This is a genomic window from Acidobacteriota bacterium (assembly GCA_016716435.1).
Lineage (GTDB): Bacteria > Acidobacteriota > Blastocatellia > Pyrinomonadales > Pyrinomonadaceae > OLB17.
In genome coordinates this window covers 654,940-680,000 of the sequence record JADJWI010000008.1, presented here as the reverse complement: position 1 = coordinate 680,000, position 25,061 = coordinate 654,940, and the positions used below count along the sequence as shown (strand labels likewise).

At 54.9% G+C, this 25,061-nt stretch carries 33 protein-coding genes (1 of these 33 running past the window's edge); 10 read left to right on the top strand and 23 right to left on the bottom strand.

Going from position 1 to position 25,061, the window contains the following annotated elements; translation table 11 throughout:
- The 6 genes from IPM21_15100 to kdsB form a co-directional block, all read right to left on the bottom strand.
- Positions 1 to 62 carry the 5' portion of an HAD hydrolase family protein gene (locus tag IPM21_15100; protein ID MBK9165208.1) on the bottom strand. The gene continues 442 nt to the left of window position 1, outside the view, so only the first 62 of its 504 coding nucleotides appear in the window; the start codon lies at positions 60 to 62; its stop codon lies off the left edge, out of view.
- Between the two features lie 9 nt (positions 63 to 71).
- On the bottom strand, positions 72 to 2,330 hold the full coding sequence (locus tag IPM21_15095; GenBank protein MBK9165207.1) for a hypothetical protein: 2,259 nt from the start codon (positions 2,328 to 2,330) through the stop codon (positions 72 to 74).
- Positions 2,323 to 3,144, bottom strand: a complete 822-nt coding sequence (gene kdsA, locus IPM21_15090) for a 3-deoxy-8-phosphooctulonate synthase (protein ID MBK9165206.1) — start codon at positions 3,142 to 3,144, stop codon at positions 2,323 to 2,325. The genes IPM21_15095 and kdsA overlap by 8 nt, the downstream gene beginning before the upstream one ends.
- A gap of 75 nt (positions 3,145 to 3,219) precedes the next feature.
- Entirely contained in the window at positions 3,220 to 4,920 is a 1,701-nt protein-coding gene (locus tag IPM21_15085; protein MBK9165205.1) for a CTP synthase, read from the bottom strand.
- A 60-nt stretch (positions 4,921 to 4,980) separates the two neighbouring features.
- Positions 4,981 to 5,247 carry a hypothetical protein gene (locus IPM21_15080; protein ID MBK9165204.1) on the bottom strand — a complete coding sequence of 89 codons (267 nt, stop codon included), beginning with the start codon at positions 5,245 to 5,247 and terminating at the stop codon, positions 4,981 to 4,983.
- A complete protein-coding gene (kdsB, locus tag IPM21_15075; protein ID MBK9165203.1) occupies positions 5,247 to 6,065 on the bottom strand; it encodes a 3-deoxy-manno-octulosonate cytidylyltransferase in 819 nt (272 codons plus the stop codon). The genes IPM21_15080 and kdsB overlap by 1 nt, the downstream gene beginning before the upstream one ends.
- 88 nt (positions 6,066 to 6,153) lie before the next feature.
- Here kdsB and IPM21_15070 point away from each other — a divergent pair, with 88 nt between their 5' ends.
- Entirely contained in the window at positions 6,154 to 6,978 is an 825-nt protein-coding gene (locus IPM21_15070) for a CPBP family intramembrane metalloprotease (GenBank protein MBK9165202.1), read from the top strand.
- Between the two features lie 53 nt (positions 6,979 to 7,031).
- Here the strand turns inward: IPM21_15070 and IPM21_15065 are convergent, their stop codons facing one another.
- Positions 7,032 to 8,171: a FecR domain-containing protein gene (locus IPM21_15065; protein MBK9165201.1), complete on the bottom strand. Its 1,140-nt coding sequence runs from the start codon at positions 8,169 to 8,171 to the stop codon at positions 7,032 to 7,034.
- Between the two features lie 241 nt (positions 8,172 to 8,412).
- Between IPM21_15065 and IPM21_15060 the strand changes: the two genes are divergently transcribed.
- Positions 8,413 to 8,670 carry a hypothetical protein gene (locus IPM21_15060; protein ID MBK9165200.1) on the top strand — a complete coding sequence of 86 codons (258 nt, stop codon included), beginning with the start codon at positions 8,413 to 8,415 and terminating at the stop codon, positions 8,668 to 8,670.
- Between the two features lie 76 nt (positions 8,671 to 8,746).
- Here IPM21_15060 and IPM21_15055 read toward each other — a convergent pair whose 3' ends face one another.
- From IPM21_15055 to ndk, 5 genes are all read right to left on the bottom strand, one after another.
- Complete coding sequence (locus tag IPM21_15055; GenBank protein MBK9165199.1) at positions 8,747 to 10,036, bottom strand: SpoIIE family protein phosphatase; 1,290 nt, start codon at positions 10,034 to 10,036, stop codon at positions 8,747 to 8,749.
- Positions 10,037 to 10,660 (bottom strand): ImmA/IrrE family metallo-endopeptidase, encoded by a 624-nt coding sequence (locus IPM21_15050; GenBank protein MBK9165198.1) that lies wholly within the window; start codon positions 10,658 to 10,660, stop codon positions 10,037 to 10,039.
- 81 nt (positions 10,661 to 10,741) lie between these two features.
- Entirely contained in the window at positions 10,742 to 11,263 is a 522-nt protein-coding gene (locus IPM21_15045) for an NADH-quinone oxidoreductase subunit I (protein MBK9165197.1), read from the bottom strand.
- 31 nt (positions 11,264 to 11,294) lie between these two features.
- On the bottom strand, positions 11,295 to 12,287 hold the full coding sequence (locus IPM21_15040) for a DUF4190 domain-containing protein (GenBank protein MBK9165196.1): 993 nt from the start codon (positions 12,285 to 12,287) through the stop codon (positions 11,295 to 11,297).
- A 117-nt stretch (positions 12,288 to 12,404) separates the two neighbouring features.
- Positions 12,405 to 12,821 carry a nucleoside-diphosphate kinase gene (gene ndk, locus IPM21_15035; protein MBK9165195.1) on the bottom strand — a complete coding sequence of 139 codons (417 nt, stop codon included), beginning with the start codon at positions 12,819 to 12,821 and terminating at the stop codon, positions 12,405 to 12,407.
- A gap of 241 nt (positions 12,822 to 13,062) precedes the next feature.
- On the opposite strand from ndk, the gene IPM21_15030 reads away from it, so the two are divergent.
- Both IPM21_15030 and IPM21_15025 read left to right on the top strand, forming a co-directional pair.
- A complete protein-coding gene (locus IPM21_15030; GenBank protein ID MBK9165194.1) occupies positions 13,063 to 13,206 on the top strand; it encodes a lmo0937 family membrane protein in 144 nt (47 codons plus the stop codon).
- A 98-nt stretch (positions 13,207 to 13,304) separates the two neighbouring features.
- Positions 13,305 to 13,730 (top strand): YtxH domain-containing protein, encoded by a 426-nt coding sequence (locus IPM21_15025; protein ID MBK9165193.1) that lies wholly within the window; start codon positions 13,305 to 13,307, stop codon positions 13,728 to 13,730.
- A 132-nt stretch (positions 13,731 to 13,862) separates the two neighbouring features.
- Here IPM21_15025 and IPM21_15020 read toward each other — a convergent pair whose 3' ends face one another.
- The 9 genes from IPM21_15020 to IPM21_14980 form a co-directional block, all read right to left on the bottom strand.
- Positions 13,863 to 14,474, bottom strand: coding sequence for a hypothetical protein (locus IPM21_15020; protein MBK9165192.1), 612 nt, complete (start codon positions 14,472 to 14,474; stop codon positions 13,863 to 13,865).
- Positions 14,475 to 14,691: 217 nt separating this feature from the next.
- Complete coding sequence (locus tag IPM21_15015; protein ID MBK9165191.1) at positions 14,692 to 15,687, bottom strand: carboxypeptidase regulatory-like domain-containing protein; 996 nt, start codon at positions 15,685 to 15,687, stop codon at positions 14,692 to 14,694.
- Positions 15,688 to 15,840: 153 nt separating this feature from the next.
- Entirely contained in the window at positions 15,841 to 16,317 is a 477-nt protein-coding gene (gene ybeY, locus IPM21_15010; protein ID MBK9165190.1) for an rRNA maturation RNase YbeY, read from the bottom strand.
- Positions 16,314 to 16,889 carry a YcxB family protein gene (locus IPM21_15005; protein ID MBK9165189.1) on the bottom strand — a complete coding sequence of 192 codons (576 nt, stop codon included), beginning with the start codon at positions 16,887 to 16,889 and terminating at the stop codon, positions 16,314 to 16,316. The genes ybeY and IPM21_15005 overlap by 4 nt, the downstream gene beginning before the upstream one ends.
- Position 16,890: 1 nt before the next feature.
- The gene (locus IPM21_15000) at positions 16,891 to 17,130 is read right to left on the bottom strand and encodes a hypothetical protein (GenBank protein MBK9165188.1); all 240 of its coding nucleotides are present in this window, start codon (positions 17,128 to 17,130) and stop codon (positions 16,891 to 16,893) included.
- 62 nt (positions 17,131 to 17,192) lie between these two features.
- Positions 17,193 to 17,576 carry a type II toxin-antitoxin system VapC family toxin gene (locus tag IPM21_14995; GenBank protein MBK9165187.1) on the bottom strand — a complete coding sequence of 128 codons (384 nt, stop codon included), beginning with the start codon at positions 17,574 to 17,576 and terminating at the stop codon, positions 17,193 to 17,195.
- 40 nt (positions 17,577 to 17,616) lie between these two features.
- Complete coding sequence (locus IPM21_14990) at positions 17,617 to 17,871, bottom strand: AbrB/MazE/SpoVT family DNA-binding domain-containing protein (protein ID MBK9165186.1); 255 nt, start codon at positions 17,869 to 17,871, stop codon at positions 17,617 to 17,619.
- 104 nt (positions 17,872 to 17,975) lie between these two features.
- Positions 17,976 to 18,425: a hypothetical protein gene (locus IPM21_14985; GenBank protein ID MBK9165185.1), complete on the bottom strand. Its 450-nt coding sequence runs from the start codon at positions 18,423 to 18,425 to the stop codon at positions 17,976 to 17,978.
- Between the two features lie 29 nt (positions 18,426 to 18,454).
- Positions 18,455 to 19,414 carry a PhoH family protein gene (locus IPM21_14980; GenBank protein ID MBK9165184.1) on the bottom strand — a complete coding sequence of 320 codons (960 nt, stop codon included), beginning with the start codon at positions 19,412 to 19,414 and terminating at the stop codon, positions 18,455 to 18,457.
- Between the two features lie 192 nt (positions 19,415 to 19,606).
- Between IPM21_14980 and IPM21_14975 the strand changes: the two genes are divergently transcribed.
- The 6 genes from IPM21_14975 (at position 19,607) to xseB (ending at position 24,419) form a co-directional block, all read left to right on the top strand.
- A complete protein-coding gene (locus tag IPM21_14975) occupies positions 19,607 to 20,068 on the top strand; it encodes a hypothetical protein (protein ID MBK9165183.1) in 462 nt (153 codons plus the stop codon).
- Between the two features lie 140 nt (positions 20,069 to 20,208).
- Positions 20,209 to 21,720 carry a F0F1 ATP synthase subunit beta gene (gene atpD / locus IPM21_14970; protein MBK9165182.1) on the top strand — a complete coding sequence of 504 codons (1,512 nt, stop codon included), beginning with the start codon at positions 20,209 to 20,211 and terminating at the stop codon, positions 21,718 to 21,720.
- Positions 21,721 to 21,822: 102 nt separating this feature from the next.
- Positions 21,823 to 22,224, top strand: coding sequence for an ATP synthase F1 subunit epsilon (atpC, locus tag IPM21_14965; GenBank protein ID MBK9165181.1), 402 nt, complete (start codon positions 21,823 to 21,825; stop codon positions 22,222 to 22,224).
- Positions 22,225 to 22,493: 269 nt separating this feature from the next.
- Complete coding sequence (locus IPM21_14960; GenBank protein ID MBK9165180.1) at positions 22,494 to 22,700, top strand: hypothetical protein; 207 nt, start codon at positions 22,494 to 22,496, stop codon at positions 22,698 to 22,700.
- Between the two features lie 99 nt (positions 22,701 to 22,799).
- Positions 22,800 to 24,188: an exodeoxyribonuclease VII large subunit gene (gene xseA, locus IPM21_14955; GenBank protein MBK9165179.1), complete on the top strand. Its 1,389-nt coding sequence runs from the start codon at positions 22,800 to 22,802 to the stop codon at positions 24,186 to 24,188.
- A 6-nt stretch (positions 24,189 to 24,194) separates the two neighbouring features.
- On the top strand, positions 24,195 to 24,419 hold the full coding sequence (xseB, locus tag IPM21_14950; protein ID MBK9165178.1) for an exodeoxyribonuclease VII small subunit: 225 nt from the start codon (positions 24,195 to 24,197) through the stop codon (positions 24,417 to 24,419).
- A gap of 41 nt (positions 24,420 to 24,460) precedes the next feature.
- On the opposite strand, the gene IPM21_14945 is transcribed toward xseB, so the two are convergent.
- Both IPM21_14945 and IPM21_14940 read right to left on the bottom strand, forming a co-directional pair.
- Complete coding sequence (locus IPM21_14945; protein MBK9165177.1) at positions 24,461 to 24,796, bottom strand: peroxiredoxin family protein; 336 nt, start codon at positions 24,794 to 24,796, stop codon at positions 24,461 to 24,463.
- Between the two features lie 9 nt (positions 24,797 to 24,805).
- Positions 24,806 to 25,009, bottom strand: a complete 204-nt coding sequence (locus IPM21_14940) for a redoxin domain-containing protein (GenBank protein MBK9165176.1) — start codon at positions 25,007 to 25,009, stop codon at positions 24,806 to 24,808.
- Between the last annotated feature and the right edge of the window lie 52 nt (positions 25,010 to 25,061).

Genomic DNA, 25,061 nt, shown 5'->3' with positions numbered 1-25,061 from the left:
TCGCAATCCATCAGGAGCAATCGAATGTTGCGTGCCTTCTCAAGCAAAGTTTCGTCGTGCATGTCGATCGATTAGCGGACCTCAAAGATCTCAACGCCCGCTAGCTTCCAACCGGTTGCTGTGCGCAGAAGCCTAAAAACTGCCGTTCCCGTCTCCGGTTCGCGGGTGAGCAAACGCACGCTCAGGTTCGTCTCGACGATCGCAGTGTTCGCGTCAAACATATCAGCGTGCAGAACCGTCGTCGTCCAGACTGTCGCCTGACCCGAAATGCCGCTGACGAAGCGATTGACCTCGCCGGGAACTGCCAGGGCATCAACGTCGGATTTTCTGTTAGAGATCGCCGCTCGGTCAAACTCGACAAAAAACTCCTTTATCGATCCTTCGACAGCCGAGCTTTGGTTGATTCGATTCCGGACACCGCGTGCGGCAAGCCCGGCCCCGTATTCCGCGTCGGCCATTATCGCGTCGGTCGCGTGCTTCACCGCATCCGTATTTCGATTGGTGCGGAGGGCAACGTCCGCCACACCGACATTCGCCCAGCCGATAGACCGAGAGGTAGGGAGCGGCTCCGCGAGCACGGCCCGAAACTCGCGGTCGGCTTCTGAGATCTTGTTCTGTGCAAGCAAGGAACGGCCGAGCAGGACCCGCACTTCATCGAACCTCGGAAACTCAGCGAGCACCTGGCGGGCGTTCTTTTCTGCCGCGGCAAATTCCTGCCGGTCGAATTCGTGCTTTACGGCAAGCAGGAGGTCGCTATCGGTAAACTCCCGCGGAGCGATGTCGTCCGAATACTCGTTCTGCGGGTAAAGCTTCTCAGGGTCTATCTCGACCCGAACTATCCGCGACGGCGTACGAAAGTTCATCTCGCCGAAGCTCTTTGCTTTTATTGTCACGGGAGCGGACAGGGTTTCGCCATTTTCGAGCCGAGCTGCGACATCGACCGTAACATCGATCGGGCCTGTATTGCGGAGAGCCACCCTCCACTCGCCGCCGGCCGCCTGGGGAAGTCCGGCCTGGAGGTTCATGTCTGTCACTTGGTCGAGCATATAATCGACGACCTCTTTCTGGCCCTCAAATTCACGCCGAACATCGGCGAGGGTCGTGATGTCTTTCGCGAGCGATGCACGAAGCTTGCTATTGAATTCCGCAGTGCCGAGTTTCCGCTCCATCACCCGCCAGAACATCGCCCCCTTGTTCGCAACGGCAGCGAAATAATATTCATCGAGCGGTGTCACGGTGTTAAGCGGCGCGTCTCGCCGGGCGATCGAGGCGTACGCGATCCGCTGGCGAAGCACTTCGACCTCGGCGACCTCGGCTCCGTATTTTGTCGCCATGAACTTTGTGGCGAGGTAACGTGCAAGCCCTTCGCGAATGACGCCCGACCCATCGTCGGTAAGGCGATTCGCTCCGCCGAGCCAAAGCCTAGCAGCGGCCTCGGCGATGTTCATTGCGGTCAGCGAGTCGATCTTCTGTCTGCGGAAAACGGCTTCGTCGATCAGCACCGTTCCGCCGGTCGAAAATCCGCCGCCGCGCCGAATCGCAACGATCCGCAATGGAACATTCGGAGCCGGACCAAGTATTTTTTCGGTGTATGCCTTCGCTTCGCTAAGTAATGTGGCAAGTTCAGCGGCTCGTGCTTTCGCAATCTCGCCGGAGCCTTTTGGTATATGGACCGCTATTCCCGAGCTATCCACTCGGTCCCAGCTTCCCGCGACGACGAATGGCTGCCCGTTCAATTTGTTGTCGTACGCTCCGTTCGATTCGGTTCCCGCTGAGATCGCCGTAAGGCCTGCGGGTGTGGTCAGCCGGACCTTGAACGGAGCATAGTCGGCACCGCGGGCAAAAAACCAGCTATTCGGCGTCGGGTACCAGAATGACAGCGGCAGAAAATGCGAGGCGACCGGAGAGATCGAATTGACGCCGGTGTTGTCCGGAACCGGAATTTTGTAGTCAATGACCGCCGTCAGCTCACCGCCAGCCGCTACGGCCGGAACGCGAAGTGCGACCCGTTGGAGCGTTGCACCGCCGAGCCGTTCTTGACTCTTTGCCGCCTCGATCACCGCGCCGTTGACGCTCGCCGACGCGATCTCGGCGTTCTGATTTATGCGAAAGGTAAGGCTCGTCGCGGGCCGGTCGCTAACGTTCCGAAGGCGGATAGTCGCCTTTGCCGTCAAATTGCGGTCGCTTTCTCCCGCGGGCAACGAGGCGGAAATATCATACGAGACCACCTGCCACGTCGCGGCGATCCTGTTATCTGCCTGGCCAATCGCAGTAAATGCGAACAGAAAGATCAATGCGGAAGTTGAGATTAGATTTCGTCGATCAAGCATTTATAAGTTCGTGAATCTTTCTAAGAGTCGTTAGGAGCGGTTCGAGCCGAGCGAGCGGCAATTGATTCGGGCCGTCGCTTGGAGCCTTTGAGGGGTCGTTGTGCACCTCCATAAAAACGGCATCAACGCCGCAGGCAACACCGGCTCGTGCAAAGTGTTCGATGTATTGGCCTTGCCCGTCGGTTGCTTTGCCAAGCCCGCCCGGAAGCTGCAGCGAATGGGTGACGTCAAAGACGACAGGCACGCCAAAGGACCGCATTATCGGAAAAGAGCGCAGGTCGACGACGAGATTGTTGTATCCAAAGCTCGCCCCACGTTCGGTCAGCAATATCTTTTCGCAGCCGGCAGCTTGTAGTTTTTCGACGATGTTTTTTGCGTCCCACGGGGCAAGAAACTGCCCTTTCTTCACATTAACAGCCTTTCCCGTCTTTGCCGCGGCAACAAGCAGATCCGTCTGCCGGCAAAGAAATGCGGGAATTTGAAGGATGTCCGCGACCTCGGCAACCGGCTCCGCCTGCCAGGGTTCGTGGATGTCTGTGATGACCGGGACGCCGAACTCTTCCTTAATACGCCGAAGGACATCGAGCCCCGCGTCCATACCATCCCCTCGAAAGCTCTCGATAGAACTCCGATTTGCCTTGTCAAATGACGATTTATAGACAAATCCGACCCCGACCCGCTCGCAGATCTCCTTGATCGACCGCGCCATCATCGAGGCATGCTCGTAAGACTCAACAACACACGGCCCAAGAATGAACGTTAGCTCGCCGTTGCCAAATGGCACATTTTCGATCTCAAATGAACTGACTGTCATTACCTAAGAAAATACCAGAGAAAGCAAGGGGAAACCGAACAGCCAAATACCGAAGCCAATAATACTCCCTCAAATCTACTCGTCTGCGGTCACGTCCGCACGTTCCGGCAATTCAACTTGCCTTTCGCTCGTAACGTCATGCTCGAGATTTTCGCTCTTGAGCCTGTTTTCCCAAGCGGCCTTTACGAAGGCGACGAAAAGCGGATGCGGGGCCAGCGGTTTTGATTTGTACTCCGGGTGAAATTGGCAGGCGACGAAATAGGGATGCGTCTCACGGGGAAGCTCGATCATCTCAACGAACTTTCCGTCCGGTGAGACTCCGCTGACGACCAGTCCCTCATGTTCGAGTGCGTCGCGATACTCCGGATTGAACTCGAATCGGTGCCGATGTCTTTCGCTGATAAGATCTGGCCCGCCGTAAATTTTCTTCGCGATCGAACCTTCTTTCAGCTCGCAATCCCACGCCCCGAGCCGCATTGTGCCGCCCATTTCGTCAACGCCGACCAGGTCGCGGAGCTTGAAAATCACGGGAAACGGCGTCTGTTCGTTGAACTCGGTCGAATCCGCATCGCGTAGCCCGCAGACCTCGCGAGCAAACTCGATGCAGGCCGTCTGCATACCGAGGCAGATGCCGAAATATGGAGTCCCTGACCGCCTCGCATATCGAATTGCCCTGAGCATTCCCGCGATTCCGCGTTTACCAAAGCCTCCGGGAACGAGTATCGCGTCGTAATCGTGAAGGTCGTTCTCGTAGTTTTCCTTTACAAGGTTTTCCGACTCGATCCAACTGACATTTACCCGCAGGTCGTTCGCCACACCCGCATGCGTAAGGGCCTCGCGAAGCGATTTATATGAATCCTCAAGCTCAACGTATTTGCCCACGATCGCGATCTTGACCGCTCCGCCGCTCGGCTCCTTGATGGTCGAAACGAGTTCACGCCACCGCTTCAGGTCAGCATTCGGGAATCGTTCGCCGAGATTGAGGTTGGCAACGACCAGATCGTCGAGGCCCTGCTCGTGGAAAGCGAGCGGCACCTCGTAAATGGTCGGAACATCGAGTGCGGAGATGACGGCGTTTTCCTGGACATTGCAGAAAAGAGCGACTTTGCGGCGAAGATCGAGCGGAAGCGGCCGATCCGAGCGGCAAAGCAAGATATCCGGAGCAATGCCGATCTCGCGAAGTTCGCGGACGCTGTGCTGCGTCGGTTTGGTCTTGAGCTCACCGGCCGCTGCGATGAACGGCACGAGCGTTACGTGGATAAAGATCGCATTGCCGCGGCCTTCCTCATTCCCCATCTGCCGGATCGCTTCCATGAAAGGCAACGACTCGATGTCGCCGACCGTTCCGCCGATCTCAACGATAAGCACGTCGGGCTTGTCCTTTTCGGTTACGGCCCTTACCGCCGCCTTGATCTCGTCGGTAATATGCGGAATTACCTGTATGGTTTTCCCGAGGTAATCGCCCCGCCGTTCCTTTTCGATAACGGAAAGGTAAATCCGGCCGCTCGTCCAATTATTCGCCTGGGTGAGCTTTGCGTTGGTAAACCTCTCGTAGTGGCCGAGGTCGAGATCGGTTTCGGCGCCGTCGTCTGTGACGAAGACCTCGCCGTGCTGAAAGGGCGACATCGTTCCGGGATCGACGTTGATATACGGATCCAGCTTCATCATCTGGACCTTCATCCCGCGTGCCTCAAGAAGGTAGCCGAGCGAACTCGCCGCCAAACCCTTTCCGAGGCTCGAGACCACTCCACCCGTCACAAAAATGTACTTTGTCATATTTTTCTCGACTTGATCGACGGCGTCTCCACATGCATCAATCACAACGGTCAAACAGCCCTATTCATCTTCAGCCTTCCCGTCCTGCTTTTTCTTCAGGTATCGGCCTTCTTTCATTTCAACAGCCACCTGTTTTGCCTTTGCCGAGCCGGGATCGAGGATCTCCTGTAACGCATTTACCGAAGCTCCAACTCCCGATGTGCTTTCGGCTGCCCGCCGCTCGAATTCATCTTCGGTCCGCGTCGCAGGTTTCGCAAGCGTTCGAAGGCCTAGATACGCGGCCGCGATCACAAGCAGAATAAACCCAAGTCCAATCCAATCGCCCATCAAACTGTCCCCATTACCTTTTCCCCGAGCATTTGCCGCACTCGCTCAAGATCCGCGGCGGTATCAACGCCGATCGATCGGCCCGCGGCCTCGACCGCAACTATCACCGCTCCGTTTTCAAGGGCCCGCATCTGCTCGAGCATTTCCGTCTCTTCGATCGGCGTTCGTGCAAGCCGCGTAAATTCGAGCAAATACTCTCGCCTGTAAATATAAAGGCCGGTATGCTTATTGAACCGACCGACAAGCGAAGGCTCAGCGGTCAATGCGGACTCGAGCGAACCGTGTTTTTGCACCGCTTCCCGTGGTAACGGTATCGGTGAACGCGAAAAATATATCGCCCGACCGTCTGGGCTGGTTACGATCTTCACGACATTCGGGTCAAGAACCTCTTCCGCGGTGTCGATCGGTTCGAATGTCGTCGCCATCTGTGCACCTTCATCCGCAATAAGAGCTCGAACGGCAGCATCTATTGTCGCCGCCGGGATCATCGGTTCATCTCCTTGAACGTTGACCACTATCGAACCAGCAGGTAAACTCTCGGCCACTTCGGCAATTCGGTCGCTGCCCGAGGCGTGGTCGGGCGAGGTCATTACAGCCTCGACATCCGCGTTCCTCACCACTTCAAAGATCCGGGCGTCGTCGGTAGCTACGATTACGCGGCCGATGGTCGCGGCTTCGCGTGCGCGATCCACGGTGTGGAGAATAAGCGGTTTCCCGGCGATCGGAAGCAGCATCTTGCCCGGCAAACGGGCAGACGCATACCTGGCCGGTATGATCGCAACAATATTTTGGCTGGGGTTTTCCCCGTGTGACTCCACGGGCTTTTAGACTATATTGTAAAGTCCACAAATTCAAGGGGCGTTCGCGCAATTTGGAGCCGGCCATTTCGTTCGCTAAACTTCGGATGTGGAAAATCCCCCTCAACCCGAAGCATTTAACGATTCGGACGCGGTCGCCGCTGAGATACCATCGCCCGACCGTCCTCACTGGGGCGTGCTTACGGCGCTCGGTATCTGGATCGGCAGCATCGCTCTTCTTATTGTAACCCAGACGATCGCTATCGGCGGATACGTGGCTTTCTCGGGCCTCGAATTTGCTAACAATGCGGTCTTTGTCGAGTTTGCCCGGACGGACCCGACCGCGATCGTTGTCCAGGTCTCGGCGACGTTGCCAGCACATCTGCTTACACTCGCGCTATGCGTGCTTCTCATCACAGCCTTTTTTCATAAGCCCTTTTGGAGCTCGATCGGTTGGACCTCGGGCGGCGTTCGGTTCTGGCACTACTTCGTGATGATGACGATCTTTTTCATCGCCGCGATTACGCTAGTAAACTTTTTCCCGCCGGGTGAGGATGACCTGGATCGGATTATCAAGAGCTCGACGACGGCACTATACATCGTGGGCTTTCTGGCGGTGTTTAGTGCCCCGCTTGTTGAGGAGGTTGTTTACCGCGGCGTCATGTACCCGGGCTTTCTCAAGCGAATGGGAATGCCGCTCGCGGTCACACTAACGACCATTCTTTTCACCCTTGTTCATGTGCCGCAGTATTATGAGAACCCGGTCAAGATCGCACTTTTGACGCTCCTCAGCTTTATGCTCACGGCCCTCAGGGCGGCAACAGGAAGCCTTCTACCCGCTTTCATTCTTCACACGCTGATCAATGGGACTCAGATCGCCCTTCTTCTGGCAGAGCCGCTCATTCGGCGATATGTCGAGACACCCACGCCATAAATGAAAAAGGCGAGCCGCAGTGACTCGCCATTTTCCTTTTCAAGCTGAGCTGATCAATTATCGCGGCCTTTTGATGAACCACCCCCAAGCGGAGGAGCCACGGGACCACGGCGTTCACCCGGCGACGAGACCACGACCGGCGTTGAAGGCCGGAAAACCGGACCGCGATCGATCGTTGTTTCGACCGGAATACGACCTTCCTGCCGCTGCATTCGCTGGAAAGGCGGCACCGGAGCTCTTCGCTGTGGTGTCGTAGTCGTCGGAGTTGTTGGCTGATTCGTTGTCGGAGTTCCGCCCGATTGTCCGCCGGTCGGGTAGCCCGAGCAGCTTCCGTAGTAAACGCACCGCGGAACGCCAAAACCCCAAATATCAGTGCCGAACCAGTAACCGTAGGGTGAGCCCCAACCGTAGCCGAACGGAACGAAGCAATAGCCACCAATCGCTGAATTATACGCCCAAACGCCGAGTGAACGGTGTACCGACCAGATGCCCGAACCGAATGAACTCATTAGCGGATCATAAAGAGCTCTGCGGTCGAGTCGCGAATTAGCCCTCGCAAGTAGTTTTGCACGATCCTTGCTCCACTCGTCTAATTCGTCACGTTCGCTCTTCTTGAATTTTGAAACTGCGACCTGGCCATCGTCGATCGATGCCTCACGGCCCTTCTTTACCTTGCCGTCTACGGTTCCGATGATTTCCGCACGGCCGCGAAGAACGGCGATGGTACTGTTATCGGATTCAGAATTCACACGGTAAACGCCTGAGTCGGCAAGCAGGAACTTCGTCTCCGGAGTTTCGACAACGACCTTAAAGTCGTTGCTGGCAAATACTTCGAATACCACCGATCCGCGATCTACGACCAGTTGAAGGTCATCGAGCGAAGTGGTCTTAAAAGAAAATGACGAGTCTGCACCGATTCGGGCATAAGAGCCCGGATTTAGAAGGATCTCGGCACGTCCCGTCGCACCTGTAAGCACTTCGTCGCCGACCTCAATAGAATCGCCCTTGACGAGGATGTGCTTGCGGCCATCTCGTCTAAGGACCTCGACCTGCCCCTCGACCAGATTTACCCCGCCGGCCTTTGCCGAAATGATGTAGCGATCGCTGACCGAAGTGGGGTTGTTAACCCTCTGAGCGGTAGCCACGGAGGTCATCGCCACGAAAGCAACTACCAAAAGACTGAGGTATTTCATAGTGTTCGACCTATTCATAATGTATTTTGCTGGGAAAGTTTCTACTGAGTAGAATACAACTTTTTTCGCCTTTGGACAAAAAATTCTCACTCCGACATTTATTTTGGCAAAAACGTCATCTTCCCGGCGTCTATAAGATGGATTTTCGCGACTCGCGCGTTGCCGACGCTTTTTCTCGAACAACCTTTCGGCCCTCTTCGTAATCTTAAACTGGACGGCAATCGTCGTCACGGACAAACAAATGGCGACTGTTAAAGACCCAACCCTATGTTTCGCACCGCTTGAAGTAGTCGAGCGCCTGCTTGAGATCCGCGAGGAACTCGGCTACCGCCCGGCGATCTTTCTTGAGAGGGTAAACGATCTGACCGAGGTGCTCGACGCATTTGGGTTCGATATTTACGAGCTTTCTGGGAAACGCGGCAAGCTTAACTATGGTGACTACACGTCCCCCGTTGTCCCCGGCGGCGATTCGATACATACTTCGGTCCTCGCCCATTAGCGGCAACAACAAGTTCCAACAACTGAAGAACCCGGAAGACCAATTTCGAGCATTCGAACCCTTCCGGGTTCTTTTTTTATATCGATTTAATTATGAAAAGCGTTCCGTCATCATCCAGAAACTTACGCTCGGTGAACTCCGCGACGCTCTTGCGGACGTGATCGATCATCTTCTTAGCCGGTAAGTGAATGCACTCCAGTACACTTTCGGCGAATCGGACATTGCCGAACTCCTCACCATCGGCATTAGCCGCTTCGGTTAACCCGTCGGTGTAAATGACCAACACATGGTCCTTCTCTACCCGTATGAAGTGCTGGTGATACCTAGCATCGTTGAACATACCGAGCGGCATATCCCCGTATTCTACAAAGCGATATTCACCATTCGGGTTGATCAGCATCGGCGGGTTATGTCCCGCGTTCGAGTACACGAACGTCCGGTTCGTGCCATCGAGAATACCGTAGATCGCGGTGATGAACTGGTGTTCCTCGGTCGAGTCCCAAAGGAGCGTGTTGACCTTTGTCATTGCGATGTGCGGAGCGTAGCCGACCTGGACACCGGCCCTTAGCGAAGCCCGCAAAAACGACATCAGAAGCGCCGCCGGTATTCCCTTCCCCACCGCGTCCGCGACTACGATCCCGAGCTGATAATCAAAGATCTTGACCCAGTCGTAATAATCGCCCGAGACCTCTTCGGTCGGGAAAACGTACGCCGAGATGTCAAAATTTCCAAAAACGGGGTCATTGTCGGGAAGAAGCTCAAGCTGGACCTGACGGGCGATCTCAAGCTGAGCTTCTATCCGCTTTTTCTCGATCGCCTGCTCGAGCAACTTCGCCTTTTCAATGATGATCGCGACCTGCGAGGCAAGAAGCTGAAGCACCGAAAGATCATCTTCGTTGTAGGCGTCGAGTTCGTCGCTTTCAAGGTCAAATGCTCCTATAACGCGATCGTTCGAAATGATCGGGGCCACCATCTCTGAACGTGTCGGCTTGCGGGCGGCGAAGTACCGCGGGTCTTTGGTCACATCGGGCGAGATTATAGGCGTTCCGGTTTGTGCTACGTGGCCAATGAACCCCTCGCCCAACCTGAGCTTCGGTTCAATTAGCTCAAAGCTGATCTCGTAACCTCTTACGACCTTAGATTTGAAGATATATGGGTTGTCGTCCTTATCGGTGTGCTCAATTATATAGATCCCCGCCGCGTCATACTCCAGCAGCGATGACAGCGTGTCCATCACGAGGTTGAGCACCTCCTCAAGGTCAGCCGAGCGGCTGATCTTGGTCGTGATGTCGAGCAGCATCCGGAGCTTATCGACAAGCGTAAGGTCCGCGATCTTGGAAGTAAGCTTTTCGGTTTCTTGATCCATCTATTTGGAGATTCGGAAAATATTTTCCTTATAGCTATCCCAAAGCCGGGAGACCTTGATCCGGTATTCGACCAACGGCCGGCTTACGCCAAAATGCCTTGCGATCTCCGCCGACGTCTTCCCTTGCTCGACACATCTTTTCAGCCCGGCATATGGGACGAGCGCGGCTGCCCCAGTGCTGTACGCCTCTTCTTCGATGGCGGCGTTATAATCGCGAGCTCGCATTTTGCCGTCCGATCCCTTTTGCTCGATGGCCAGACGGCTTGGCTTATGGCCGAGAAATACGTGGCTGATCTCTTCCATTAGCGTCGCCCGTTGCCGGAGCGTGCTGTGCTTCGGGTTGAGGATGATCAGCTTTTGCCCATTCGGCAGAGCGATCGAAGCGGCTCCGCCGGACCACATTTCACTTCCTCGCCCGAGCAGGTGTTCGCGCGTCTCCGCAGTTAAACCCTCTACAGCTTCAAACGGCGCCACCAAGAGATTCGCATATCGAGCCAGTTCAAAAGGATCGAGCGGTTGGTCGTCCTTAGTAAGCCCGGCAAATTGCCGAAGCCCGCGGGCCCTTGTTTCATGGTGCCTGCCCTTTATTGTCGGCGGATCATCTCTAAGCTGCGAGCGTGGCATTTTTCCTATGCTCTAAAATGCGAGACGGGCCGGGACTGGCCCCCGGCCCATTCAATTCCGGGCGTGAAGCCGTCATCAGCCCTAAACTTCCTTGAACTCGGAGTCAACGTCCTCGCCCGAGAGCGCCACGCGGTAGTTCATTGACTGCTTCTGCTTTGTGATCAGCAGATCGTCCTTTGTTTTAAGAAGGTCGGCCCGGTTAAAGACAGAGATCTCAAAATTATAGCCGTGTGTGATGGCATCCTTCGGGCAAGCCTCAACACAGTAGCCGCAGAAAATGCAACGGCCATAATCGATGTTATAGACCTTCGCGTACCGTTCATCGCGGCCGACGCGGTCGGCATATGGCCTCGCGTCGTCTTCGGCCACGATGTAAATGCAGTCCGAAGGGCAAGCCGCCGCGCAAAGATAGCACGCAACGCACTTTTCTTTGCCGTTCTCGTCCACGTGCAGCAGATGCTGTCCGCGATAACGCGGCTGAACCGTCACCGGCTCGTCTGGATACTGCACGGTCCATTTTTCCCTTGGGATCTCCGAAAGGGTCCGCCGCATTCCCTTGAGCACGGCGGTCGTTGATTGAATTACGTCTGAAATGATAGACATTTGAAAACCAGTTCCCCCTTGAAATAGAGGCTTACATGCCCCTCATTATCAACTCCATTCCACCGAGGAAGAACACGAAGATGAGATATCCAATGCTGAGCAGCAGCCCAAAGACACCCGTAATGAGGCCACCAAGTGCTAGTCCGCCTCCGCCGTAGTTCATCGGATCGTTGTTCGCCTTGCCGCGGGCCATAAATCCTGTGATCACTGCCGCAAGGCTCGGCAGAAGCGAGCCGCAGCAGATCGTCATACCCAGAATTCCGAGAACGAGCGAAACGACCGCGAGCGTCTTGCTCTGCTGACCGCCGACCGCTCCGCCCATATTTGCCCCTGCAGGGCCTTGTCCGAACTGTTGATCTTGCATTGAGGTCTCCTGTTGTTCAAAGGTTGAGATAGGTGCCGGATCTGCCGCTGAGGACGGCGAGGCGGCCTGTTCAAATGGATCTGCCAAGGCTGGCGGTTCAGCAAAGGGCGAACCGAAGTTCGGCATTGCCGGTTCAGGTGTCGGCTCGGGCTTTATCTCCACTTCCGGCTTTGGCATATTCAGCGGCTGCCCCTTCGGTGAAGGGATCGGCGGCGTGGTATGCATAAACGGATCGCCGCCGAGGTCGTGCCCCGGTGCGGCCGGCTTTTCCGGTTCGATAAAGGCCGGCGGAGGCGGTTCATTGTTTACAGCCGGCGGGATATCGACGACCGTTGCCTGCCCGATATCGAGCCCAGCAAGTTCGGCCCGCATTTCTGCTTCCGAGACCACTTGTGTTGCACGCGAATCGTCAGGTTCCGGAAGGTCGAGCACGTCCTCGGGCTTCTCCGGGGTCGGTGGAGGCGACGCCGGCGGCGGATCCGTCTTCGGGATGGCCGCTGCGAAATCCGCAGGGTTCCCGATCATCGTTTTGAACGGGTCAAGCGGTTCCTCGGCGGCCGGCGCATCGATCAGCGTTGCTCCGCACGTTTGGCAAAAATTCAAGTTTTCAGCAAACTCTGTCGGACAATCTGGCGGCTTTGGCGAGGGGTGTTGTTTCATAAGCTTTTATTCATGGCCGAACTAAACAAAAATTGCCGTTAGGATAGCAGAAAACTCGAAAAAGCGTAACCGGCCGAGCCGTGAAAGGCCCGGCCGAAAGGGTTTTTTCCTTAAAGTTTAGACGAGTTCGAGCTTGCTGAAGAAATAAGCGATCTCGATTGCGGCATTCTCGTCGGAATCCGAGCCGTGGACGGCGTTCTCACCGATCGACGAAGCGAATTCCTTGCGTAGCGTTCCCTCGGCGGCCTCGGCCGGATTGGTCGCGCCCATCAGCTCACGCCATGCCGGCACGGCGTTCTCTTTTTCGAGTGCCAGCACGACGCACGGCCCGCTTGACATAAAGTCACAAAGCTCGTCGAAAAAGCCCTTGCCGGCGTGGACGGCGTAAAAGCCCTCGGCCTGTTTCCGCGTCTGGTGGATCAGCTTCATTCCGCGGATCTTAAAACCTGCCGCCAAAATGCGATCAACGATCTTGCCCTGATTGCCGGCCCGGACGGCGTCCGGCTTGATTATTCCAAATGTTAAATTGCTCATTATTATCGGTTTCCTCTAGTTAAAGTTTGGTATCAACTGCAAACTTCAGAGGATACAATAACTGAACTTCGACCGCACGTTCTCATCGCCATAACATAGCTCATTGTGTGTAAACGCACATACACCGACGCAAATAACTGATTAAATAGGTACATCGATTGCAGTGCACCGGGCCAGGAAGTACGCGACAAGCGCGGACGCTCTTGATCCTTGCACGATTCAGGTAAAGGAGAATACAGAAATGCTTTGGACAATAGTAATAATACTTTTAGTGCTTTGGGCTTTGGGATTTGGTTTCGGCGCCCTCGGCAACATCGTTCACTTACTTCTCGTCGTTGCGGTGGTCATGGTAGTGGTGCAACTTATCCAGCGACGCGGAGCATAGTTTACATACGCAGCGAATTCGGATGACGATCGACCATTCGAATTCGCTGCGTCTTTTTATTTCAGCGGCTGAAATATCGCTAACACTTTGAGGAAATAATGAATAACATTGACAAATTTGATCATGGGTATGTGCCGAGCTCGGACGCCAAGGGCTCGATAGGCAAAACGGTTGGTTATCTATTGATCGGCGGCGGCATCGGAGCGGCACTTGCACTTCTCTTCGCACCGAAATCCGGCAGCGAATTCCGGGGTGACATCGCGGATGTGACCCGCAAGGGCTACGACTCAACGCTCGAAGGAGCGAAGGTGATCAAGGAGAAGTCAGCAAATGTGATCCATATGGTATCGGAAAAAGCTGACTCGGCGATCGACTACGCGTCCTCGAAACTTTCGAACCGCAGCGACGTCGTTTCGGACGCAGCCTCGACCGTGAAGGAAACGGTTGCCGACGGCATCGATCGGATGCAGAACGAATCGGCCAACGTCGCGCAAAGCGTATCGAAGGCCGCAAAGGCCGTGTAGCAAAGTTCGCGTACTCACACTCCTAACAATAAAAATGCCGGCCGCCACAAAGCAGCCGGCATTTTTTCAGTTGCCAGTTCTCAGCTCTCAGTTCTCAGTTGCCATTTATAAACGGGGGTTACAGCTAACGGCTTACGGCTCACTGCTCACTACTGTCCGCTTCTGCGATTCGTTCGCAGGCAGTCCCCACTTTAGCGTCTTCTCATTGTCAACTCGATGGGCAAAAAGAAAACGATCAAGGAACTCCTTTCGCGACCGATGGATTTTCCCGTCCAGAATACTGTCGTTCGTGACGGTTGCCATATAGAAACGCTTCTGTGCCAAGAAAACGATAAAACCAACGGTGACCGGCCCTTTCTTGAATCCGCTTTGCCGTCCGTCTTCGCCGAAGGAATCCACATTAATTTTGGGGGTTCCAGTGCAAGCCGTTGTGCTGCCGCCTAGCTCAAGACAGGCAGCGTCGTACGCTGCATTCAAATTTTTGTTATTAAACTCAAACACCAGATCCGGCAGATCGATCACCGAGACCTCGTATTTCACCCCCGGTTCGGCGTAAGTCCAACGTCGAATGGTTCCGGTGCCCAGAAAGCTGTTAACCGATTCCTCGATTTTCTCGGGTTCACCGGGAAAGCTAGCGACAAGCGAGATCTCCTCCCAGAAATACGATTTCCAGCCAGAAGGTTGACCGCTTACGGCTGCAGCACTCAGAAAAATTAACGTCAGAGAAATTACAAGGCGATGCATATGGCAAACAACTCGCGAAACTTTTCTCCGAGCTTACCTCATTCACGAAAGCCAGTTCAAGCATTTTCGATCGACGCCCATCGTCATTCGAATCCACAGAACTCGCACCGCTCCCCGCTTCCCACGCCCTGCTCACAGCTAATAGCTAATAGCTAATAGCTGAAAGCTTAAATTTTACCGCTTCCAACTTCTGACTACTGACTTCTGACTTCTCGCTTCACTGCTCACTGACAAAATCGAGGCCGGCGATGTCCTCATCGAGCGTGACGGTGCGGGTTGGGGCGGCGAAGGTGTGGCGTTTGGCTCCGGCGGTGACAAAATACGTTCCGCCCGCCGCGAGCCCCGCAAACCTGTAATACCCAAAAGGATTGGTCACCGCCCAACGCTCGCCGCTCTCGCCGCCGCCCGCCAGCCGCACAAACGCCCCGCCGATCCCGCGTCCATCCGCCGCAACCACCCGCCCCGAGATCGAAAGATTCGAAGAACTCGGAACCGCGTTGGCTACTGTCATTGAAAAGTTGTCAATCGCGAGTCCATCGTCGTTGCCCGTTATGTCAAGATCGACCCAACGAAAGTAAAACGTCCCACCGACAGGGATTGACAACGTTGGAATCGACGCGTTAATCCCTGCAATTCGGTTTGTGACGTCGTTGCCATTCTTCTCGCCCGCCGCACTCAGAGTGTTCGGACTCGAGAAATCGAGTGCATCGACGTCGGTCCACGTACCGTTTGTCAGCGCGGTCGCATTGAGGCTGTACTGAAAATCGATTCGATCGGAAATTCCACGGTTGGTCGTGCCAAGCCGCCATTGTTCGCCATCAAAAGTGATGTTGACAGACGCGACCGCAGAATTCGTGTCGTTTACAAAGCAGCCGCCGATTAGTGGCACATTTGAACCGCTTCGAAGACCTCCGAACGCACGATCAATGAACGACGGCTCCGGTGTCAACCGTCCATAGCTATACGTGTTGCCTGTCGCAAGGCTCCCGCGATTGATCGTATAGTTCCCGTCCGCATTTGTGCCTGTTTCGATGAAACCAAACCCGATTGGCACAATCGAGCTTGTGCCCGGCTCCATATTTCCAAGTCCATCAAAATTCTCAGTCCACGTAAGATTTCCGGCAGTGAACGAATGGCACACAGGGTCAGCCGCGGACGCAGAACTTGCAGTTAGGGCGAATAGGACGAAAAGATACGTTAAATTGCTAGACATCAGGTTCTCCGAGTTTGGGATTTCGCGAAGCGGGAACGAATTTTTGAATATATTACGAAAATTTGTAAAAAGGTCAACCGCGGAGAAAGAGCTCCTTCTCAGACAGTTCACCTCGTTTCTCTTGGAGCGATCGGTCGTCGGCTGGAACTCGCGTTATTCGATGGCGAGTTTATTGCGGAGGGCGAGTTCGCGGGTGTTCATCTGGCCGGTGTCGGTTTCGTGGTCGTAGCCGCAGAGGTGGAGAAGGCCATGGAGAATGAGCTGTTTTATCTCAAGCTCGAGCGGGAGGCGGGCGGCGGCGGCCTGTCGGGCGGCCTGCTCGGCGGAGATGACGATATCGCCGAGGAAGTTTGGAGTACCGCCTTTAGGCGGCCGAACGTCGCCCTCGGGCCGGCTAAAGCCGGGACTCAAAACTTCGAATTCGTCGGGTTCGTGGGGGAAGGAAAGAACGTCGGTGGTCGCATCTTTGCCGCGAAAGAACTTGTTAAGCTCGCGCATCCGCCGGTCTGAGACAAATGCAACCGCAGCCTCGCCGCCCGCCGCCTCATCAATGGCCGCCAACGCCTCCGCCAAAAACGGCACATACCCGCGAGCCTCAAGCTTAACCTTCCGCTGGAGATTGACGATCATTCGGGCAACGTCCTCCGGCGATGAGCCCGCACCTGCTCCAACGCAAATTCATAAAACGCCCGCTCCTCCTCGCGATAAGCAAAGCCGCTTTTCTGCACGCCGAAACCATTGCCGTCGATGAAAAAGTAGATAGCTTCGTTCGTTTCCTCTATCGATCGGATCTTACGCCACGGCCAGAAGCTCGTGCCGCCCTCGGAAGTGTAGGCCACGCCTTCGGCCGATATTTCAACCCGCGCCGGAAACTTCTCCCGGTCGCCGAAGAGTTGTTGATAATAATCCCGATGGTGATCGGTGTTAGCTCGCGGAAGGATAAAGGTAAACGCGACGAAGTTGATGGCAAAGACAATGGCTGCGGCAACAACATGCCCCGAAAAAAGAAGAAATGCTGGAAAGGCGATCGCATTGATGAACAAGAATGCTTGGAAGGCATAGTTCGTAGCTGCCCTCGGTTTCACGGCAGTATTTATCCGCAGGCTAACGTAAACGTGATCATCGACCTTCGGGTAGAACTCGACCGAATGCCGAGCGTCGGCGGGTGGGCTGAACGCTTCCTTTGTTAACTGTTCGACCATTTCACAATTCCAAACCCAGATCCGCGTCGCTGCGGTAGATGTGGCGGATGAGGACGCGGGCGAGGTTGGCGGATTCGAAGTTCGCGTGGTGCTCGCACATCTTCAGGGTGTCGCGGGCGAGCTGCGGGTCTTTGCGAAGGGCCGCGACAAATTCTTCCCAGTCGCCGCGAACGCCACGCTCGAAAAGCGAATCGATCGCCATTAGCGTCCACTCCTCGTTGCTCAGATTTCGGTGCTTCATCTTCTTACCTCGCCAGAACCCGGACCGAAAGCCCTTCGCCGATCTCACATGACCGGATTTCGTCACAATTTAACAATTTGAATTCCGGGAAACGCAGAATTAAAAAGCTTTGCATCAAGGGTCAGAAGTTCGTGACCTTTCTCAGTTGCGTGGGCACCGATCAAAAAATCGGCAAGAATCCTACGCGGCAGGCCACTTTTTTGCCGTTTACGGCGATTCGCGTAACCTTGAAACGCTCTCCCCGCCGAAACCCAAATGGCCTCGCTGAAATGCCAGTCGATTTCGATGCCGGTCTCGAGACAAAACTGGCGGATGAAGTCCTCAGACCGACCCGGTGCGGCAAGCAGTTCTGCGAACACTGCTCCGCAAACTACGAGGCCACCGCGATCCGCCGCATCCTGAAGCGCCTTTTCGGCATGTTCGAGCCGGCCTCTGTCCCCGTCCACAAAGCGACGATGACGTTCGTATCAAGTGCAGTCGACATCCCTATTCGTCAACCCCATCTCGCATCGCTCGGATCTCCGCGACGATCTCGTCCAAACTTCTTCCGCCGCCGCTTCGTTCGATACCGCGATACTTTGCGAAGGGGCTTTCCTTTTTTGCGGGGCGAACCGTAACACCATTTTCATCGCCCTTTTCTTCAAACACGATCTTGTCGCCCGGCCGCAAGCCTAACTTTTTGCGCACTTCAAGCGGGATCGTGATCTGTCCTTTGCTGGTTATTTTTGCTTCGACATTCATGACCTTACCTCTATTCCTTACCTTACCACGAACTGTCCTTACTTCGAAAAAAATCAGCGTTAGCCGTTGGATAAAGTTGCGAACTAGAGACTGGTCGACGTCGTTCATGACTTCGGGGTTTGGGTTCCCAAAAAAGATTTACCGATGATCCACGAAGATAACAAGCTTATTAACAGAATCCCGAACCCAAATACTCCGCCGGCGATAAATAAAAGCACCTGATCAGCAAACAAATCACGTGGACTGTTGAGGGGAAAGCCGTAAACGTTGTTCACGCGGTTCAGTCGAGCAAACAGATATCCAGTTATGAGATTGAGTCCTGGTGTTCCTAACGCTGCAGTTGCAACAAAAGTGACCCATGATGGAATGCCGAACACCCTTACAACACGCTTCGAGCAAATGAAAGCGATTCCAAAAACAAGAACGGTCAGAACAATACATATAATTGCATATGCCGAACTTGAGAAGGGCGTTTCCAAGTCCTTGCTCCAAAACGTTTTTGAATGCGAATAAAACAGGAAACCACCAACCGCTGTAGCTAGGAGTGCGGTCATTCCGAAACTGACATAACGTTGCACTTGATTCAGACCCTTTCCTCCCCTCTGTCTGAATGAGCTTCGTACGCCTTCACGATCATTTGGACCAGTTTGTGGCGGACGACGTCCTTGTCGGTGAAGTAGATGAACTCGATGCCCTCGAGGCCGTCGAGCACGTCTTCGGCTTCGCGGAGCCCGCTCTTTTGGCCGCGGGGCAGGTCGATCTGGGTCTTGTCGCCGGTGACGACCGTCTTTGAGCCGAAGCCGATGCGGGTCAGGAACATCTTCATCTGCTCGCTGGTCGTGTTCTGGGCTTCGTCGAGAATGATGAAGGCGTCGGCGAGCGTCCGGCCGCGCATAAAGGCGAGCGGAGCGACCTCGATGATGCGCTTTTCGAGCATTTTGGTCACCTTCTCGGCATCGACGAGGTCAAAAAGCGCGTCGTAAAGCGGCCGAAGATATGGGTCGACCTTGTCCTGGAGATCGCCGGGCAGAAAGCCGAGCCGTTCGCCGGCCTCGACCGCCGGCCGCGTCAGGATTATGCGGCTGACCTGCTTTTTCATCAGCGCGTCCACCGCCATCGCCACGGCCAGAAAACTCTTGCCCGTGCCGGCCACGCCGATGCCAAAAACGAGGTCGTTGCCCGCGATCGCCTCAAGATATTTCCGCTGGTTCGCCGTTTTTGGCGCGACGCTCTTTTTGCCCGAGGGGTTAAAGCGGCCCTTCTCAATGTAATCGCGAAGGCTGTAGGCCCGGTCCTCGGCGATCTGCTTGAAAGCGTCTTTCAGCTCCTTGTCGGTAAAGGTCTGCCCTTCCGAAAAGAGCTCGCCAAACTCGGCGAGAATGCGCTCGATTGTCGCGATGTCCTTCGGGTCGCCGTCTATCAGCAGTTCATTGCCGCGGGCGCCGATGCTGACATCGAGCAAGGACTCAAGATATTTGATGTTTTGGTCCTGAACGCCGAAAAGAACGTTCAGACCCTGCGGAGGTAGTTGTAGCTTTCTCAAATCAAACCTTCAAAAACTTAATTAGGCTGCAGATTGCTATCCTACCGCCCGATTTCAAAGAATCAAAGCTTTGTCGGCATAACTGCTCCGTTTTTTGAATTTTTGCCTAGATTTTCTCGGCTATCGAGCCGTTCGCAGCGTCATTAGATTGCTATACCTTTCACAAAGCTTGATGGGAGGAATCGTTTCTTTATGTCAACAGTAGATCTTAACGGAAGAACGATAACGGATTCGGTGGTCAAGGATGTACTTAACAACATGGCCGCCTATTTTGGTGCGACACTGCACGTAACCTCCGGCGATCGCAGCACGGTTCCGGAAGGGGGCAGCCCGACAAGCCTGCACCTGAGCGGGAAGGCCGCCGATTTCAAGATAGATGGGCTCGACTTCGGCAACATCTACCAGAACCTTCGAAATCTTGGTGCGAGCCAGGTATTTGTAAAGGGCCATATCTACGAATTCATCTGGCACGGTAATCATACGACTACAACCGGAGCACACCTTCACATCGGTCGCATCGGAGCGAACAGTAACGGCTATGTAAAATTCATAATGGAAGGGGTTACACCCGATGGTGCCGGCAAATATCCGCTCGATTTACAAGTGCCGCTGACGGGCAGCAACACCGTCGGCAACTCTTATTTGGGACAGTAACCGGAACTGCAAAAACTGACATGACTCGGCGACCGGATATTGAGTCGTGCCGTTTTGATTGTTGCTCGTCCGCTGTGGTAACCTTGCTACTTTGTAAATCAGTCGATTTTCTATCTAAATAGAGGAGCAATCTATCAAAAATGGCTAATAATACGGACGTTAAGATCGGTCGGGTCGTACAGGTGATCGGGCCGGTCGTGGACGTTGAATTCGAAGATTATCTTCCGCCGATCCACCAGGCACTTAGGATCACGTCAACCGGCTTCGAGGTCGATTCGAAGATCGATGTTGTCGCTGAGGTTCAGCAGCACCTCGGCGAAGGCCGCGTCCGTGCGGTCTCGATGCTTCCGACCGACGGCATGATCCGCGGAATGAACGTTGAGGACCTTGGCGGGCCGATCACGGTCCCGGTCGGAAATGCGACCCTTGGCCGCGTAATGAACGTGATCGGCGACCCGGTCGATGAACTCGGCCCGGTCGTGTCCGACACTCGTTACCCGATACATCGCCACGCTCCGTCCTTCGACGAGCAGGCGACCCAGCTTGAGATGTTCGAAACGGGCATTAAGGTCATCGACCTCGTTCAGCCCTTTCTCCGCGGCGGTAAGATCGGCCTTTTCGGCGGCGCCGGCGTCGGTAAGACGGTTCTCATCATGGAGCTGATCAACAACGTCGCCAAGGGCCGCGAAGGATTTTCGGTTTTTGCCGGTGTCGGTGAACGAACCCGTGAGGGCAACGACCTGCTCCGCGAAATGGTCGAATCAAAGGTCATCACCTATGGTGACGCCTTTACGCACAACTTTGAAGAAACCGGCTCGTTCGACCTGGAAAAGGTCGATATGGAAGCCATCAAGGGTTCGAAAGTGTCGCTCGTTTACGGCCAGATGACCGAGCCTCCAGGAGCCCGCCTCCGCGTCGCTCTTTCCGGGCTGACGGTCGCCGAATACTTCCGCGACCAGGGCAACGACGTGCTTTTCTTCGTCGATAACATTTTCCGCTTCACACAGGCCGGTTCCGAAGTGTCCGCACTTCTCGGCCGTATGCCTTCGGCGGTGGGCTACCAGCCGAACCTCGCAACCGAAATGGGCGAAATGCAGGAACGCATCACCTCGACCAAGACCGGTGCTATCACGTCGATCCAGGCCGTTTATGTGCCCGCCGATGACTACACCGACCCGGCACCGGCAACGACGTTTGCTCACCTTGACGCAGTTACGGCTCTTTCGCGTCAGATCGTTGAGCTTGGCATTTACCCGGCAGTTGACCCGCTATCGTCGAACTCGCGAATCCTCGATCCGCAGATCGTCGGCGATCTTCACTACAATACTGCACAGGAAGTTAAGAAGATCCTGCAGCGGTACAAAGACCTGCAGGACATCATCGCGATCCTTGGCCTTGATGAGCTTTCGGAAGACGACAAGCAGACCGTTGCTCGGGCTCGTAAGATCCAGCGGTTCTTCTCGCAGCCGTTCACGGTCGGCGAGCAGTTCACCGGTCTCAAGGGCGAGTATGTCAAGGTCGAAGACACCATCAAGGGCTTCCGCGAAATTCTGGACGGCAAGTGCGACGATATGCCAGAACAGGCATTCTACATGGTCGGCACCATCGAACAGGCTCGCGAAAAGGCCAAGAAGATGGCCGCAGGAGCTTAGGAAAGTCGAAAAGTAGAAAAGTGAAAGGGTGAAAAGGTCGGCCGATTTTGCGGTAGCTATTCCACCTTTTCACCTTCACACTTTTTCACGTGAGAAATCCAGATGCTTAAACTTGAAATAGTTACCCCTGAGAGAAAGGTGATCGACGCCGAGGTTGATTCGGTCACTGTCCCGACGCTTTCCGGCGAGGCTGGCATAATGCCGCAGCACGCACCGCTTATTTCTGCACTGAAGCCGGGCGTGGTCACCGTTACTACAAAAGGCAATGCGGAAAAGCTTGCCGTCGGCACCGGATTTGTCGAGGTGAGCAACAACCGGGTGTCGGTTCTGACCGATGTTGCAGAAAAGGCCCATGAGATCAATGCCGAAAAGGCGAGAGCCGATAAGGCCGAGATCGACAAGGAACTCGCAGCGGCTTCTCAGCTCCCGGCAGATGAGACCGAGGAACTGCGAGAGCGGGCAGACCTTGCTTCCGCCCGTATTGATGTATCGCGGTCCGTGTGATCTTCTTCGAGAAATTATGCAGGCAGAAACTTGACGACGGAAATGACGTATAACATAATTGGGATTCCTGCAGATTCCTGTTAGCATTAAAACTTAAGTTCAGTTTCGGACGAAAGCCTCCCGGCCGGAGTCCGAAAACAGGGAAGGGTGCCTTGTACGGTGTGGGAGACGTATTCGGTGCCCTTTCCGCTTTTTGTAGTTCGCTCCGCACGATTCTTAACTCTTAATTAACACACATCCGGCAGACTATTTTCGACGAAAGAATGGTTATGGAAAAGATCGATGAAGTCATAGAGAAGTTGGGCCTCACCGTTGAGCGAGTTCCTATATCCGGCCACCCAAACGCCGTTCGGGTCTATAAGGGAGCGAAGCAGGTGTTCGTCGGCACCGAAGATGCCGTGCGGGATTTTCTTGTAGAGTACGAGTCGAACCGGCCGAAGCCCTACGAAGGAAGCATCGTCGGCTATAAAGAATAACCACTAGACGCGTCATACCGGTTTAAAGGTCGGCTGGACCGCAACGGTTCAACGGCTGGATTTTCTGTGCCTTTGGGCTGTGGTAAACTCCGACCTTGCATGGATAATCCGCTACTCGCAGCCCTTTTTGAGGAAGAAGAACGCCGGCCCGCAAGCGTCTCTGAGTTGAACTCAGAGATCAAGGCCGTGCTCGAGCGGAGCTTTGCTACGGTCTGGGTCGAGGGCGAGATCACCAACTTCCACGCAGCCGCATCTGGCCATTGGTATTTTTCACTCACCGACGGCGACTCGCTGATAAAGGCAGCGTGTTTCAAAGGACAGAACTTCCGCATTCGTTTCAAGCCCTCCGATGGGCTTCTTGTCCGGATCCGCGGCCGTCTTGCGGTCTATGAACCCCGCGGTGAACTGCAGATAGTCGTCGAATCGCTCGAACCGGTCGGCGAGGGAGCGTTGGCGGTAGCCTTTGAACAGATCAAGATGAAGCTTTCCCGCGAGGGCCTCTTTGATGAATCGCTCAAGCGGCCGCTTCCTCCATTTCCCAGGAAGGTCGGCATCGTTACCTCGCGAACCGGTGCCGCACTTCATGACATCCTGACCGTGCTCAAAAGACGTGCACGATCGGTAAACGTCGTCGTTGTCCCGACGCTTGTTCAAGGCGAATTTGCCGCCGAACAGATCGCTGCGGGCATTGCGACGGCGAACGAATTCAACCGCAGTTGCGAAGAAGGTAATCGCATCGACGTACTGATCGTTGGTCGCGGAGGCGGCTCTGCCGAGGACCTTTGGGCATTTAATGAAGAGGTCGTCGCCCGAGCGATTCGCGGGTCGGCGATCCCGGTCATTTCGGCCGTTGGTCATGAGGTCGATTTCACCATCGCTGACCTCGCAGCCGATCTTCGTGCCCCGACGCCTTCTGCAGCGGCTGAGATCGTGGCTCGTGCCGAAAGCGAGGTCATTCAAGTTCTTGATAACAGCTTCGGGCAGCTCCGGCGAGCCCTCGGTACGGCACTTCTGACCGCTCGTGCCGACCTTCAGTCGCTAGCGATGGCACCGGTCTTCGCCGAGTTCCCTGCCCGAATCCGCGAACATCGTTATCGTGCCGATGAGCTGTTAATGCAGAGCGAGGATGTTCTCAGCCGAATGCTTCGGCAAAGGCTTGATGCCCTTCGTGGGGTAGCCGGGCGGCTCTCGCCGGTCGCCCTCGGAGCGAAGCTTGGCGAAAACAAGCGAAGGCTTGGCCTGCTTGAACACCGTGCAGCGACCGCCGCTGCGACGACTCCACTTAAGGGAACGCAGAAGCTCGAAAAGACGATGGCACAGCTCGACGCCCTTTCGCCGCTGCGGGTTCTCCATCGCGGATATTCGATCACCGAGCGTCCCGATGGCCACATCATCCGTGATGCCGCCGAAACTCAGCCGGGCGATTCGGTCCGCATCAGGCTCGAAAAAGGAAATCTTGAAGCGACCATCACGGCCGCAACTGAATGATCACTTATGGCAAAGACGTTTGAAGAATCGTTGGATCAACTAGAAGCAATTGTCCGCAAACTTGAGGACGGCGACCTGCCGCTTGAGGAGAGCCTTGAGCTATTTGAGAAAGGTGTGAAGCTCTCGCGTGAGTGCAAGGAGCGGCTCGTCCGTGCCGAACGCCGGATCGAAGTGCTGATGAAAGAATCGAACGGCGACCTGAAGCTCGAAGATATCGACGAGGAAGAATAAGAAAAGGCCCCACCGTTAGCGAGGCCTTCTCCTTCATTTCGCTAGGGCTTCTGAGCTTCCCGTGCCGCTTTTCGCTGCTCGATCAGGTCGCATGCCTGAAAGGCACCGGTCGGGTCGATGGCCGTTCGGCCGATCTCAATGTGCTTTATCTTCCCGTCCTTATCTACGACGAATGTCCCGCGGTTCCCGTACCCTGAGGTTTCGTTGTAGAGCCCGTAGGCTTTGGTCGTTTCCCGCTTCCAATCGCTGAGCAACGGAAAGGTTAGAGAGTTCTGTTTGGCAAATTCGCGGTTCGAGGCAAAGCTGTCCATCGAAATACCAAACACTTGTGTATCTGCGGCTTCAAATTTTGCGATATCAGACTGATACGCTTTCATTTGGGCCGTTCAGCCACCTGTAAATGCCAGCACGTAAAATGCCAGCACGACGTTCTTTTTCCCCTTCAGATCGCTTAGCTTTATCTTGCTGCCGGTCGTGTCGGTCAGTTCGAAGTCCGGTGCCGTGTCGCCGACCTTTAGATGGGTCGTCGGGGCTGCCGGAGTCTGCGAACTTGCCGCTACGGTGGACAAAAGAAGCAATGCCGCGATCAGAATTACCCTGATCTTCATTTCGTATCCTCCGAAAATAAATATCCCGCTGCAC